This is a genomic window from Pseudomonas emilianonis (assembly GCF_023072625.1).
GTDB classification, from domain to species: domain Bacteria; phylum Pseudomonadota; class Gammaproteobacteria; order Pseudomonadales; family Pseudomonadaceae; genus Aquipseudomonas; species Aquipseudomonas paraveronii.
The window spans coordinates 1-13,855 of record NZ_JAKNRV010000124.1; the positions used below are offsets into that span (position 1 = coordinate 1).

Annotated in this window: 11 protein-coding genes and 1 riboswitch; of the genes, 2 read left to right on the forward strand and 9 right to left on the reverse strand. The window is 62.4% G+C overall.

What is annotated here, in order from left to right; genetic code table 11:
* The 7 genes from parC to L9Z73_RS14515 all read right to left on the reverse strand — a co-directional run.
* The coding region (gene parC / locus L9Z73_RS14485; protein WP_247402040.1) for a DNA topoisomerase IV subunit A at nt 1–1,734 on the reverse strand (1,734 nt) is incomplete at its 3' end.
* Between the two features lie 73 nt (nt 1,735–1,807).
* Nucleotides 1,808–2,803, reverse strand: coding sequence for an esterase-like activity of phytase family protein (locus L9Z73_RS14490; protein ID WP_247402043.1), 996 nt, complete (start codon nt 2,801–2,803; stop codon nt 1,808–1,810).
* Nucleotides 2,803–4,707 (reverse strand): DNA topoisomerase IV subunit B, encoded by a 1,905-nt coding sequence (gene parE, locus L9Z73_RS14495; protein WP_247402045.1) that lies wholly within the window; start codon nt 4,705–4,707, stop codon nt 2,803–2,805. Before parE ends, L9Z73_RS14490 begins: the two co-directional genes overlap by 1 nt.
* A gap of 54 nt (nt 4,708–4,761) precedes the next feature.
* On the reverse strand, nt 4,762–5,370 hold the full coding sequence (locus L9Z73_RS14500; protein WP_247402048.1) for a YqiA/YcfP family alpha/beta fold hydrolase: 609 nt from the start codon (nt 5,368–5,370) through the stop codon (nt 4,762–4,764).
* Between the two features lie 177 nt (nt 5,371–5,547).
* The gene (gene cpdA, locus L9Z73_RS14505) at nt 5,548–6,363 is read right to left on the reverse strand and encodes a 3',5'-cyclic-AMP phosphodiesterase (RefSeq protein WP_247402051.1); all 816 of its coding nucleotides are present in this window, start codon (nt 6,361–6,363) and stop codon (nt 5,548–5,550) included.
* A 98-nt stretch (nt 6,364–6,461) separates the two neighbouring features.
* Nucleotides 6,462–6,911 carry a DUF1249 domain-containing protein gene (locus L9Z73_RS14510; RefSeq protein ID WP_247402053.1) on the reverse strand — a complete coding sequence of 150 codons (450 nt, stop codon included), beginning with the start codon at nt 6,909–6,911 and terminating at the stop codon, nt 6,462–6,464.
* A complete protein-coding gene (locus L9Z73_RS14515; RefSeq protein ID WP_247402055.1) occupies nt 6,902–7,519 on the reverse strand; it encodes an NUDIX domain-containing protein in 618 nt (205 codons plus the stop codon). Before L9Z73_RS14515 ends, L9Z73_RS14510 begins: the two co-directional genes overlap by 10 nt.
* Nucleotides 7,520–7,711: 192 nt before the next feature.
* On the opposite strand from L9Z73_RS14515, the gene L9Z73_RS14520 reads away from it, so the two are divergent.
* Complete coding sequence (locus L9Z73_RS14520; protein WP_247402058.1) at nt 7,712–8,458, forward strand: RsiV family protein; 747 nt, start codon at nt 7,712–7,714, stop codon at nt 8,456–8,458.
* On the opposite strand, the gene cytX is transcribed toward L9Z73_RS14520, so the two are convergent.
* Nucleotides 8,427–9,716, reverse strand: coding sequence for a putative hydroxymethylpyrimidine transporter CytX (gene cytX / locus L9Z73_RS14525; RefSeq protein WP_247402061.1), 1,290 nt, complete (start codon nt 9,714–9,716; stop codon nt 8,427–8,429). The two genes, L9Z73_RS14520 and cytX, sit on opposite strands and share 32 nt — an antisense overlap.
* A 143-nt stretch (nt 9,717–9,859) precedes the next feature.
* Nucleotides 9,860–11,749: a phosphomethylpyrimidine synthase ThiC gene (thiC, locus tag L9Z73_RS14530; RefSeq protein ID WP_247402066.1), complete on the reverse strand. Its 1,890-nt coding sequence runs from the start codon at nt 11,747–11,749 to the stop codon at nt 9,860–9,862.
* 149 nt (nt 11,750–11,898) lie between these two features.
* Nucleotides 11,899–12,004, reverse strand: a riboswitch (TPP riboswitch).
* A 196-nt stretch (nt 12,005–12,200) separates the two neighbouring features.
* Here thiC and L9Z73_RS14535 point away from each other — a divergent pair.
* Nucleotides 12,201–13,640: a TolC family outer membrane protein gene (locus L9Z73_RS14535; RefSeq protein ID WP_247402068.1), complete on the forward strand. Its 1,440-nt coding sequence runs from the start codon at nt 12,201–12,203 to the stop codon at nt 13,638–13,640.
* Nucleotides 13,641–13,855: the final 215 nt, after the last annotated feature.

Sequence of the window (13,855 nt, forward strand, 5' to 3'; positions counted from 1 at the left end):
CGGCTCGCCCTGCCCGCGCGCGGACGGCAAGGTGTGCGCCGGCACCGAGTAACTGCGCCCGGTGGAGTCGATAAACACCGCAAACTGGTTGGAACGCCCGGCAGCGGAGGTCTTGAAGCCGTCGCCAGCCTTGTACGACAAGCCCGTCGCATCAATATCATGCCCCTTGGCGGAACGAACCCAACCCTTTTCCGACAGAACGACCGTAATTTTCTCGTTTGGCAACAGCTCGGTTTCTGTCAGTGCTTTCGCGTCTGCGCGCTCAACGATAGGCGAACGACGGTCGTCGCCATAGGTCTCGGCGTCTTTGATCAGCTCACTGCGCACCAGCTTCTTGAGCTTGGCTTCGCTGCCCAGCAGGGCTTGCAGCTTGGCTTGCTCCTTGAGCAACGCGTCCTGTTCGTCGCGCAGCTTCATTTCTTCCAGTCGCGCCAACTGACGCAAACGGGTGTCAAGGATGTAGTCGGCCTGGATCTCGCTGAGTTCAAAACGCGCGATCAGATCGGCTTTCGGGTGCTCGGCGGTGCGGATGATGTGGATCACTTCATCCAGGTTGAGGTAGGCAATCAGCAAGCCGTCCAACAGGTGCAGGCGACGCTCGACCTTGTCCAGGCGGAACTGCAGGCGGCGACGCACGGTCTGCACGCGAAACTCCAGCCACTCCACCAGCAGATTGCGCAGGTTCTTCAGCTGCGGCTTGCCGTCCAGGCCGATGATGTTGACGTTGACCCGGTAGCTGGACTCCAGGTCCGTGCTGGCGAACAGATGCTGCATCAGCACTTCATGATCGACCCGGCTGTTGGTCGGAATAATCACGATGCGGCACGGGTTTTCGTGGTCGGACTCGTCACGCAAGTCAGTGACCTGCGGCAATTTCGACGGTTTGGCCTGCATCAGCGCGGCGATCTGCTCCAGCACCTTGGCGCCGGACACCTGGTGCGGCAGCGCGGTGACGATAATGTCGCCGTCTTCGACGTGGTAGACGGCACGCATGCGCACCGAGCCCTTGCCGGTTTCGTACATTTTTAGCAGGTCGGCGCGCGGCGTGATGATTTCCGCTTCGGTCGGATAATCCGGGCCCTGGATATGCTCACAGAGCTGCTCGACCGTGGCTTTGGGCTCATCGAGCAGGCGCACGCAGGCTGCGGCGACTTCCCGCAGGTTATGCGGCGGTACGTCGGTGGCCATGCCAACGGCGATGCCAGTGGTGCCATTGAGCAGGATATTCGGCAAACGTGCCGGCAACACCAGGGGTTCGTCGAGGGTGCCGTCGAAGTTCGGGCCCCAGTTCGCGGTGCCCTGGCCCAGTTCGCTGAGCAGCACTTCCGAATAACGCGACAGGCGTGCCTCGGTGTATCGCATGGCGGCGAAGGACTTGGGATCATCCGGCGCACCCCAGTTACCCTGGCCATCCACCAGCGTGTAGCGGTAGCTGAACGGCTGGGCCATCAGCACCATGGCTTCATAGCAGGCCGAGTCGCCGTGGGGGTGGAACTTACCGAGCACGTCACCGACGGTACGCGCCGACTTCTTGTGCTTGGAATCTGCGTCCAGGCCCAACTCACTCATGGCGTAGATGATGCGCCGTTGTACGGGCTTCAGGCCGTCGCCGATATGCGGCAAGGCACGGTCCATGATCACGTACATGGAGTAGTTGAGGTAGGCATTTTCGGTGAAGTCAGCCAGCGACCGGCGTTCTACGCCGTCTAAGCTGTCTGCGAGGATGTCACTCATGCGGGCCTCATCATTGTTTGGTAGGGCGCCGCGGAAATGCCGCGGCGCCGGGTCAATTCAAAACAGGGGTGACTCATGGCTGAGCGCTCCAGCCACCGGCGGGGGCGGCGAAACGATAGACCACCGGGCGTTTCTCACCATCGGCACGCGCGCCTAAATTATTGTCGATGCCCAACCAGGCACCGTCTGCGTCCAGCACCAGGGCTTCGGCCAGGCCATACGGCTGGGCGTAGCGCCGCTCGGGCGTCAGGGTTTCGTCAGCAAACGACCAGCACAGCTCGACCTTGGCCGTGACCGCATCGCGCCGACAAATCTGAAACGCATTGCGCTCCAGGGTAAACAACTTGCCGTTGAACAGCGCCAGGTCGGAAAAGTCCTTGGACACCGCCTTGGCGTTGGGGAACTGCGCCGGCTGCACTTCCTGGCCGGCCTCGCTCAACAGCACGCACGCGCCCTCGCAATCCCACAGGCTTTGCGGGCGTTTGATGGAAATCAGCCCGCGCCGCTCACGCTCCGCCGCCAGCCAGATCTGATTGCCTTCGGGGTTCACCGCCAGGCCTTCGAACAAGGCATTGAAATGCAGCAACATACCGCTGGCGCGGGCTTCACGCACCATGCCGGGGGCGATCTTCAACCACTCGGGCACACCGCTCGCCGGTACTTTCAGCACCGCCGCATGGGCTTCGCTGACCACGTAGCGGTTACCGGCGGCATCGCAACTGATGCCTTCAAAATCCAGGTCGCCACCGCGAATCAGCGACGCGGCCTTGGTGCGCGAACGCAGCCCCCACGGCAGGCCGGAGTCAGGCACCGGCGGCACGTCGATCTTCAGCGTTTCGGCCTGCCAGGTCGGCGCGCTGATATCCAGGCGGTAGATCTGGTCGTCGTCACGGTCGGAAACCGTCCACAACGCGTTGCCACAGAGCGCCAGGCCCGACAGGTTACCGCCGCGCATGCCGTCCACCGAGTGTTCGGACACCAGTTTGAGCTCAGCCACGGGCGCGGCGACCACCAGGGTGGCCGCCAACCCGCTCAACATCAGGATCGCCAGGGCGAAACCTGTGCGCATCAGCCCAGGACCTCGGCGAGGTTGCCTTTGGACTCCAGCCAGGACTTGCGGTCCGGCGCGCGTTTTTTTGCCAGCAGCATGTCCATCATTTCCGAGGTGGCGGCGAAGTCGTCCAGGGTCAACTGCACCAGGCGCCGCGTGTTCGGGTCCATGGTGGTTTCGCGCAGTTGCGGCGGGTTCATCTCACCCAGGCCTTTGAATCGCGTGACCTGCGGCTTGCCGCGTTTCTTCTCGGCGATCAGGCGGTCGAGGATGCCATCGCGCTCGCCTTCGTCGAGGGCGTAGAAAATTTCCTTGCCCAGGTCGATACGGTACAGCGGCGGCATGGCGACGTAGACGTGACCGGCATCCACCAACGGACGGAAGTGCTGCACGAACAGCGCGCACAGCAGGGTGGCGATGTGCAGGCCGTCGGAGTCGGCGTCGGCGAGGATGCAGATCTTGCCGTAGCGCAGTTGGCTGATGTCCGCCGCGCCGGGGTCGACACCGATGGCCACGGCGATGTTGTGCACTTCCTGGCTGGCCAGGACTTCGCTGCCATCGACTTCCCAGGTGTTGAGGATCTTGCCGCGCAACGGCAGGATCGCCTGGAACTCCTTGTCCCGCGCTTGCTTGGCGGAACCGCCGGCGGAGTCACCTTCCACCAGGAACAGCTCGGAACGCATCGGGTCCTGCCCGGCGCAATCGGCCAGTTTGCCCGGCAGTGCCGGGCCCGCGGTGATGCGTTTGCGCTCGACCTTCTTGCTGGCCTTGAGGCGACGCCCGGCGTTGTTGATCGCCAGCTCCGCCAGGGCCAGGCCCAGTTCCGGGTGTTCGTTGAGCCACAGGCTGAAGGCGTCCTTGACCACCCCAGAGACAAACGCCGCCGCCTCGCGGGACGACAAGCGCTCTTTGGTCTGGCCGGAGAATTGCGGCTCCTGCATTTTCATCGACAGCACGAACGCGATGCGCTCCCACACGTCTTCCGGCGCCAGCTTCACGCCGCGCGGCAGCAGGCTGCGGTATTCGCAGAACTCGCGCATGGCGTCGAGCAGCCCCTGGCGCAAACCGTTGACGTGGGTGCCGCCCTGGGCGGTGGGGATCAGGTTGACGTAGCTTTCCTGCACGCTGTCGCCGCCCTCGGGCAACCACAGCAGCGCCCAGTCAACGGCTTCCTTGTTCCCGGCCAGGCTACCGCAGAACGGCTCGTTGGGCAGGCGTTCGAAGTCGCTGACAGCGTCTTCCAAGTAGGAGCGCAGGCCGTCTTCGTAGCGCCACTCGACCTTTTCGCCCGTGCCTTTGTCTTCAAAGGTGACCAGCAGGCCCGGGCACAATACCGCCTTGGCCTTGAGCACGTGCTTGAGGCGGCTGATGGAGAATTTTGGCGAATCGAAGTATTTCGGGTCCGGGGCGAAGTACACGCTGGTGCCGGTGTTGCGCTTGCCAACGGTGCCGATCACCTGCAGGTCGGTGGCTTTGTAGCCATCGGCGAAGGTCATCTCATATTCGTTGCCGTCGCGCTTGACCCTGACCCGCACCAACGTCGACAGGGCGTTGACCACGGAAATACCCACACCGTGCAAGCCACCGGAGAACTGGTAGTTCTTGTTGGAGAACTTGCCGCCGGCGTGCAGTTTGGTGAGGATCAGCTCGACGCCCGACACGCCCTCTTCCGGGTGAATGTCCACCGGCATGCCGCGACCGTCGTCGGACACTTCCAGGGAGTGGTCCGCGTGAAGAATGACATGCACCGACTTGGCGTGCCCGGCCAAGGCTTCGTCGACGCTGTTGTCGATGACTTCCTGGGCAAGGTGGTTCGGCCGACTGGTGTCGGTGTACATGCCAGGGCGTTTACGCACCGGGTCGAGGCCCGAGAGGACTTCGATGGCGTCGGCGTTATAAGAGCTAGCGCTGGGAGTGGCCATGGGGTCTCGTCGTGATTCGTTCGATTAAAAAGTAACCTGGGATTTGCAAGGCAATTACAGTGCCGCGAAATCGAAGGATTGATACTGATCGGCGCCAATGCCGGCAAAGCTCAACAGCGCCGGCAACTGCCGGGCAAAGCCCTGGTAACCGTGGTCGCCACCGGCCTGGATGCGCAAGGCACAGGCCCGGTAATACTGCTGGGCGAGGCGATAATCCAGGGTTTCGTCCCCGGTCTGCAACCACACCTGATAACGCGCGGCGTCCTGGGGTGCCGGGACTTCCAGCTCGGCCAGCGCCGTGACGTGATCGTGGGTCAGTTCCCAGGTTTCATCGGTGTAGAGGTTCTTCTGCGTGCCCAGGTAACCGTCGAACATCCGATGGGGGCTGACCGCCGGGTTGACCAGCAGCGCCTTGAGGCCATGGCGTTCAGCAAGATAGGTTGCATAGTAGCCGCCGAGGGAGCTGCCGACCAGCAGTGGCCGCCCCAGTTCCGCGATGGCCGCCTCCAATTGAGGAATGGCCTGACGGGGGTGGTGATGCAGGGCCGGCACGCGCAACTGCTCGGCCAGGCCGAGGGTGTCCATCACACCGATCAACTGGCTGGCCTTGTTGGACGCAGGCGCGCTGTTGAAACCGTGGATATACAGGATCGAAGCGGACATGCCGGGCTCTCCGTGCTTGCGCCAAAAAGGCGCAGTTTACAGGGATCGGGGTGGCGAGTCCCCTGTCTTCCAGTCACAGCAGAACCCATGTGGGAGGGGGCTTGCTCCCGATGACAGGCTGCCAGTTGATACACGTGGCACTGAACCACCGCTATCGGGAGCACCCCCCTCCCACCTTCAGTAGCCGTTGCTGGCGTAATCGACGGTAAAAGCAAAGTCTTTGACCCGCTCGACCCCAGTCTCCAACCGCCCGTCGGCATGCAGGCGCAGCCAGCGATAGCCTGGCGCCTCGGTGCTGACGTTGAAGTCTTCGCTGCCCGTCGCGAACTGGATGCAGGTGGACGGCGAGGCCAGCAGGCGCACGCCGTTGCGCTCGCGGTCGATCTCCTGGTGTACATGGCCCCAGAGCAAGGCCCGGACCTGGGGAAAACGGTCCAGGACGGCAAACAGCGCCTCGGGGTTGCGCAGGCCGATGGGTTCCATCCACGCACACCCGATGGGCACCGGATGATGGTGGAAACACACCAGATGATGGCGGTGCGGCGCTTCGCTCAAGGCTTGGGCCAGCAGTTGCAGTTGGCTGTCCTGCAGATAACCGGGCACCGAACCGGGTACGGCGGAGTCCAGCAGGGTAATGCGCCAATTGCGAATGTCGACCACTGGCTCCAGCAGGTCGCTGTGCAGGGCGGCGTGGGCCATGATCTGCGGCTCGTCGTGGTTGCCGGGAATCCAGCGCGTCGGGACACCAAATAACGCTGTCATCTCACGAAAGTGCTGATAGGAGGCCAGCGTACCGTCCTGGGACAAGTCCCCCGTGGCCAGCAGCAAGTCGACCCGGGGCTGCTGCTCGCGCACGAGGTCGATCACCCGTTGCAAACTTTCGCGGGTGTTCATGCCCAACAGCGTGGCGTCGGCCTCGGCAAACAGGTGGCTGTCGGACAACTGCACCAGCAACGCCGGTGCATCGGGGGTCACGGTGGATACGCGAGGCAAGGCGCTCTCCCAAGGCAATCACAGGAATGGACGTGTGGCGCGATTATGCTGGGGCAGGACACAAAGAGGAAACCCAAGGAAGCAGACGCAGTTCACATCTATCGCACGGCTGCGAACTCATGGCCCAGGGCCAGGCAGTGGCTCAACCATTCACCGAGGAACACATTGAGTTGTGCTTTCTCATCGGGCTGGTGCATGAACACATTCGGGTAAGGATAGATGCTGCGAAAGCGTCGCGCATGTTCGGCGCTGATGACTTCGGCCATTCGCGCATCGTGGTACACCTGTACTTCCAGTTGCGGCACCGGCAGCCACGGCAGGCTGTGTTCCTGGCGCACGCGCAGGGTGGTGGTGTAGGGGCAATTGACGATGACTTCCAGGGTCAGCACGCCGAGCATCTGGTCGCCATGGGTCACGGCAATGCGCCGCGCCTCGGGGGCGTGGCGCATGTCCGGCAGCAGGCGCATCAGCCGCGCATAGTTGGCCTCGCAGGCGGCTTGCAGCCCGATCAGGTCAACTCGGTATCGTTCCCGTGCCTTTACTGCCATAACCCCCTCACTTCCGCTCGATTGAGCGCTAGCCATTGCAAGGCAATAATGCTGGGCGCATTGGATATCCGACCATCACGCACCGCTTGCAAGGCGTCTTCGAAAGCCCAGGTGCTGACGCGGATATCTTCTGCTTCTTCTTCCAGTCCATGGACGCCACCGGCGCCCGAACTGTCGCAACGCCCCAGGTACAAGTGGACGAATTCGGTACTGCCACCGGGCGAAGGGAAATATTTAGTGATCGGCCACAGTGCGGAGAATGTCAGCCCAGCTTCCTCTTCGGCTTCGCGGTGTGCAACCTCCTCCGGTTCTTCATCCTTATCGATCAGGCCGGCGACCATTTCCACCAGCCACGGGTTAGCGGTACGGCCCATGGCGCCGACGCGAAACTGCTCGATCAGCACCACTTCATCGCGCTGCGGGTCATAGGGCAGCACGCACACGGCGTCATGCCGCACGAAGACTTCGCGGTTGATCACCCGGCTCATGCCACCGTCGAATTTTTCGTGGCGCAGTTGCACGCGATCGAGCTTGTAGAAACCCTGGTAGGCATTGTCGCGCTGAACGATCTCAATCGTGCTCGGCGTGGATTTCGCGATGTCCGTCATATCCTTCCTCGTTATGCCCGTGCAATTCGCGCCATCCTAACGCGCTCTCGCCGGTTGGCGCAGCCCCTTTCCGGTTGCCGGGATAGACGGCGGGCGTCAAACTCACTCTAATCAGCTTAGTGGCGAACTGACTGCCATGCCGGTAGTCGAAGCTCCATAAATTTCGCGCTTATCGACGGACGAAGACCCTACATGTCGCTTTTAAAAATCGCCTCCGTGGCGTGTATCGCCTTGACCCTCGGCGCCTGCCAGAGCCTGTTCCAACCGAACTATCGCGCCCCGCTGGACGCCACCCGCGACGCCAGCGAGCAAAGCAAGCCGGACTGCACCAACGCCGATTGCCCGTTGGTGAATATCGACACCGTGCATTTTGCCAAGGAGCCCAGGCTCGACGCGCTGATCGAACAACGCCTGCTGGAAATGACCCGCACCCGGTCGAGCGACCCGCTGCCGTCGAGCCTGGCGACCTACCGCGAGCAGTTCCTGAGCACCGCCGCACCACGCAACAGCATGTACTTGCAGGCCAAGGTACGTGAGCAGCATGACGGCTTGGTGATCATCGAACTGTCCAGCTACCTGGACCAGGGCGCCACCCACGGCGAACCGGGCCGCGCCTTCATCAACTATTCGCGCCAGCAGCAAAAAGCCCTTTCGCTGAGCGACATGCTGCTGCCCGGCAAGGAAGAGGCCTTCTGGAAAGCCGCCCAGGTCGCACACAACAGCTGGCTGATCAGCACCCGCCTGAGCCTGGAGCCGGAATTCGTCAAGAGCTACCCGTTCCAGAAAACCCCGAACGTGGCGCTGACTTCCGGTAGCGTGACCCTCAAGTACCCCACCACCACGATCGCGCCGTATGCCCTGGGCCATGTCGAGCTGCAGATTCCTTACTCGCGCCTGGAAGGCATCATCAAGCCTGAGCTGGTGCCCGCACGCCGTTGAAGGCGCGCCCGAGGATGAACTGCAACAGCCCTGCCAGCACCAGTGCCGGCAGGGTCGCGCCGATATCCGGATACAGGTTGGCCAGCAGGTGGTAGGTGCCGATGCCACCCAGCCAGGCCAGCAGCGCCGTCCAGCGTAGGGCGGCGAGCACGCCCTGGCCGCGGCGGCGCAGGATGAAATGATCGACCAGCACCACGCCAAACAGCGGCGCGAATACCGAACCGATCAACAGCAGAAAGTTCTGGTACTGCGCCAACGGAGCAAAGCAGGCGATCAGCGTGCAGAGCACACCGATGGCCAAGGCCAGGTGCTCGACTTTCAGGCGCAACAGAATCCCGCTGGACACGGCCGCCGAGTGAATATCGGCAAAGGCGTTTTCCGACTCATCCAACAGGATCAGCAACAACGGAATCCCCAGCCCTGCGCCAGCCAGCGCCAGCAACAGCGCGTTCACTTCACCACTCGGCGCAAACGCCAGGGTGTAGGCCACGCCCAGGCTCATCAGCCAGAAATTACCGATAAAGAAGCCCAGTGCCGTGCCGCCGAACACGCTTTTCGCGCGCTTGCCGAAGCGCGAGTAGTCGGCGATCAGCGGCAGCCACGACAGCGGCATGGCGATGGCGATATCAAACCCCACCGCGAAGGGCATCGAACCATCACCGGGCTGGGCCCACAGTGTGGCGAGGTCGGCCTTGGCGAACAGGTTCCAGGTCAGCCACAGGCAGGCCGCGAGCAGCAGCCAGATGCCCCATTTGCGCAGGATCTGCCGCACGAACGTCAGCGGGCCACTGACCGCCAGTAGGGTCGCCAGGCCACCGAAAAACAGGGTCCACAGCAGCGGGCTGGCCAACAGGCTGCCGTCGCTGAACGCCCGCGCGCCCAACAGGCTGGCGGCATCGCGCATGACGATGATTTCAAACGCGCCCCAGCCGATCAGCTGCAGCAGGTTCAATAATGCCGGCAGACTCGCGCCTTTGGCGCCGAGGCTGAGCTTGAGAGCGGCCATGGCGGACAAGCCGGTGTCGCTGCCGATCACACCGACGGCGGCGAGCAACAGCACGCCGACCAGGGTGCCGAGGAAAATCGCCAGCAAGCCACCGGCCAGGCCCAGGCCGGGCGCGAGCAGCGCGCCGGTTTGCAGGACCATCAGGCCGATGCCGAGGGAGAACCACAGGGAGAAGAGGTCGCGGGCGCCGAAGACGCGTTTGTTCGTCGGCACTGCGATGTCGGGGGAATAGGTGCTGGGTTGAATGCTCAAGGATGGAATCTCTGAGGGGCATTTGTTGTTTGAAAGATTGTTATCGGGGGCAAGCCCCCTCCCACATTTTGAATTGTGAACACTTCAAGTGTGGGAGGGGGCTTGCCCCCGATAAGGCCCTTAAAAGCGCCTACAACCTCGGATCAGACCTTCTTGTAGAGCTGACTGCCTTCCTGTTTGAACCGCTCCGCCTGTTCGGCCAAGCCCTTGGCCACTTCCACATCTACCGCATCGATGCGCTGGTTGGCCGCGTATTCACGCACTTCCTGGGTGATTTTCATCGAGCAGAACTTCGGCCCGCACATCGAACAGAAATGCGCGACCTTGGCCGAGTCCTTCGGCAGGGTTTCGTCGTGATACGAGCGCGCGGTATCCGGGTCGAGGCCGAGGTTGAACTGGTCTTCCCAACGGAACTCGAAGCGCGCCTTGCTCAGCGCGTTATCGCGGATCTGCGCGCCGGGATGCCCTTTCGCGAGATCGGCTGCATGCGCGGCGATCTTGTAGGTGATGATCCCGGTCTTCACGTCATCCTTGTTGGGCAAGCCCAGGTGCTCCTTGGGCGTGACGTAGCAGAGCATGGCGCAACCGAACCAGCCGATCATCGCCGCACCGATGCCGGAGGTGATGTGATCGTAGCCCGGCGCGATGTCGGTGGTCAGCGGACCGAGGGTGTAGAACGGCGCCTCGTCGCAGCATTCGAGCTGCTTGTCCATGTTCTCCTTGATCAGTTGCATCGGCACGTGGCCGGGGCCTTCGATCATGGTTTGCACGTCGTGCTTCCAGGCGGTCTTGGTCAGCTCACCGAGGGTTTCCAGCTCGCCGAATTGCGCGGCGTCGTTGGCGTCGGCAATCGAACCTGGGCGCAGGCCGTCGCCGAGGGAGAAGCTGACGTCATAGGCCTTCATGATTTCGCAGATTTCGTCGAAATGCGTGTAGGTGAAGTTCTCTTTGTGGTGCGCCAGGCACCACTTGGCCATGATCGAGCCGCCACGCGAGACGATGCCGGTGACGCGCTTGGCGGTCAGCGGCACGTAGCGCAGAAGGACGCCGGCGTGGATGGTGAAGTAGTCGACGCCCTGCTCGGCCTGTTCGATCAGGGTGTCGCGGAACAGCTCCCAGGTCAGGTCTTCAGCGGCGCCGCCGACTTTTTCCAGGGCCTGGTAGATCGGCACCGTGCCGATCGGTACCGGCGAGTTGCGGATGATCCACTCGCGGGTTTCGTGGATGTGCTTGCCGGTGGACAGGTCCATCACCGTGTCCGACCCCCAGCGAATGCCCCAGGTCAGTTTCGCCACTTCTTCTTCGATGGACGAACCCAGGGCGCTGTTGCCGATGTTGCCGTTGATCTTCACCAGGAAGTTACGGCCGATGATCATCGGTTCCAGTTCGGTGTGGTTGATGTTGGCCGGGATGATCGCGCGGCCACGGGCGATTTCTTCGCGCACGAATTCCGGGGTGATGATCTTCGGCACGCTGGCGCCGAAGCTGTAGCCGGCGTGTTGCTGATCGAGCAGGCCGCTGGCGCGGGCTTCTTCGAGCTTCATGTTTTCGCGGATGGCGACGTATTCCATCTCGGCGGTAATGATGCCTTTGCGCGCGTAGTGCATCTGCGTGACGTTGGCACCGGCCTTGGCACGGCGCGGGTTCTTCACATGGGCAAAGCGCAGCGCGGTCAGTTCGGCATCCGTGAGGCGTTGCTGGCCGAAGTGCGAGCTCAGGCCGGACAGGCGTTCGGTGTCGCCACGCGACTCGATCCACGGCGAGCGCACATCGCCCAGGCCTTTGCGCACGTCGATGATGACGTTGGGGTCGGTGTAGGGGCCGGAGGTGTCGTAGACCACCACGGGGGCGTTGATCTCGCCGCCGAAATCGGTGGGGGTCACATCAAGGCTGATTTCGCGCATCGGCACAAGGATGTCCGGGCGGGTGCCTTGCACGTAGACTTTCTGCGAGCGGGTAAAGGGTTGCACGGAGCCGGAGTCGACCTTGGCCGATTCACTCAAATGCACGGTATTTTTTGGTGTTGTACTCATCACGGGCTCTCCAACTATCCAGGCGGTGGATTTTTGTCGGAGCGAACCTGTGACGGATGGACGCACTGAAAACAGTGCTGTGCTAAGTACGCGAGGGCTGTTCGATGGTCGAACGCTCATCCCGGACGAAGCACAAGAGGACTCGCCGGGTGACGAGAAATCTTGTTCCCTACGCAGGCGCTAACCTGATCAGGTTCAACGGGATCCGGTATTTACCGATCTCAGCCTTCCAACAAGGCACCCCGACAAGAACGCGGCCAGTCTAGACCAGGGTGGGGGCAAATTGCCAATAGCGGAGCAAACAGCGTGATGAATGGCGCAATTGCAGGATTGTTGTGCCGTGTAACCGCCACTACACTCGGGGACTGCCCCAATGCTTGACGCCAGGAATGGCCAGCCGTAGCGTTGGGCGATAAATTATTATCGTAATATTCACACTAGGGATCAATTCATGCTGCGCAAACTTTCACTGGCTCTTGCCGTGTCTTGTGCGACCAACGGAATGGTCTGGGCAGCTGAAGCGCCCTTGTCCGCCAGAACCGACCTGGTCAGCGTTTACCAGGAAGCGGCGAATAACAACGCCGACCTGGCCGCCGCCCGCGCCCAATACGACGCGCAAAAAGAAGTGGTGCCCCAGGCCCGCGCAGGCTTGCTGCCCAACCTGTCGGCCGGTGCCGATATCAACAATTCGCGCACCCAGATCGACACCCCGGCCGCCACCGCCAACCGCGATGCGCATTCCTGGCGCGCGACCTTGAGCCAACCCTTGTTCCGCGCCGACCGCTGGTTCCAGTTGCAAGCCGCCGAAGCTGTCAACGAACAGGCTGCGCTGCAACTCTCGGCCACCGAACAGAACCTGATCCTGCAAAGCGCCGAGAACTACTTCGCCGTGCTGCGCGCCCAGGACAACCTGGCCTCCACCAAGGCCGAAGAAAACGCATTCAAGCGCCAGCTCGACCAGTCCAACGAGCGCTTCGACGTGGGCCTGTCGGACAAGACCGACGTGCTGCAATCCCAGGCCAGCTACGACACCGCGCGAGCCAACCGGATCGTCGCGCAACGCCAGGTGGATGACGCCTTCGAAGCGCTGATCACGCTGACCAACCGTCAATACAACTCGATCCAGGGCATTGTGCATACACTCCCGGTGCTGCCGCCGCTGCCGAACGACGCCAAGGCCTGGGTCGAAACCGCCGGCCGCCAGAACCTGAACCTGCTCGCCAGCAACTACGCGGTCACCGCGGCCGAGGAAACCCTCAAGCAGCGCAAGGCCGGGCATGCGCCGACTCTGGACGCCGTGGCGCAGTACGAAAAAGGCGATACCGACGCCCTAGGCTTCAGCAACCCGAATGCCTTCGGCACGCCTTACGGTGGCGATGCCTCGCAACGCACCATCGGCCTGCGCCTGAATATCCCGCTGTACAGCGGCGGCCTGACCAGCTCGCAAGTGCGCGAATCGTATTCGCGCCTGGGCCAGACCGAGCAGCAACGCGAAGGCCTGCGCCGCCAGGTGGTGGAAAACACGCGCAACCTGCACCGCGCGGTCAACACCGACGTAGAGCAGGTCCAGGCACGCCGCCAGTCGATCATCTCGAACCAGAGCGCGGTGGAAGCCACGGAAATCGGTTATCAGGTGGGGACGCGCAATATCGTCGACGTGCTCGACGCCCAGCGCCAGCTCTATGCGTCGGTGCGCAACTACAACAACAGCCGCTACGACTACATCCTCGACAACTTGCGCTTGAAGCAGGCGGCGGGCACGTTGAACCCGGGAGATCTGCAAGACCTGGAGCACTATCTCAAGGCCGACTACAACCCGGACCGCGACTTCCTTCCGCCGGACCTGGCCAAGGCCGCCTCCGAGCAGTTGAAGGCCCGACCTGGCTACTAATGTGAGAGGGGGCCTGCCCCGATAGCGGTGTGTCAGGAGCAGCAATGTTGACTGACGCACCACAGAACCAATGTGGGAGGGGGCTTGCCCCCGATAGCGGTGTGTCAGGAGCAGCAATGTTGACTGACGCACCACAGAACCAATGTGGGAGGGGGCTTGCCCCCGATAGCGGTGTGTCAGGAGCAGCAATGTTGACTGACGCACCACAGAACCAA

What these genes read in the sequence shown, in the direction of transcription:
- L9Z73_RS14490 (WP_247402043.1), bottom strand. Translation starts at nt 2,803, where the DNA reads ATGCGCACAGGTTTCGCCCTGGCGATCCTGATGTTGAGCGGGTTGGCG.
- parE (WP_247402045.1), bottom strand. Translation starts at nt 4,707, where the DNA reads ATGGCCACTCCCAGCGCTAGCTCTTATAACGCCGACGCCATCGAAGTC.
- L9Z73_RS14500 (WP_247402048.1), bottom strand. Translation starts at nt 5,370, where the DNA reads ATGTCCGCTTCGATCCTGTATATCCACGGTTTCAACAGCGCGCCTGCG.
- L9Z73_RS14510 (WP_247402053.1), bottom strand. Translation starts at nt 6,911, where the DNA reads ATGGCAGTAAAGGCACGGGAACGATACCGAGTTGACCTGATCGGGCTG.
- L9Z73_RS14515 (WP_247402055.1), bottom strand. Translation starts at nt 7,519, where the DNA reads ATGACGGACATCGCGAAATCCACGCCGAGCACGATTGAGATCGTTCAG.
- L9Z73_RS14520 (WP_247402058.1), top strand. Translation starts at nt 7,712, where the DNA reads ATGTCGCTTTTAAAAATCGCCTCCGTGGCGTGTATCGCCTTGACCCTC.
- thiC (WP_247402066.1), bottom strand. Translation starts at nt 11,749, where the DNA reads ATGAGTACAACACCAAAAAATACCGTGCATTTGAGTGAATCGGCCAAG.
- L9Z73_RS14535 (WP_247402068.1), top strand. Translation starts at nt 12,201, where the DNA reads ATGCTGCGCAAACTTTCACTGGCTCTTGCCGTGTCTTGTGCGACCAAC.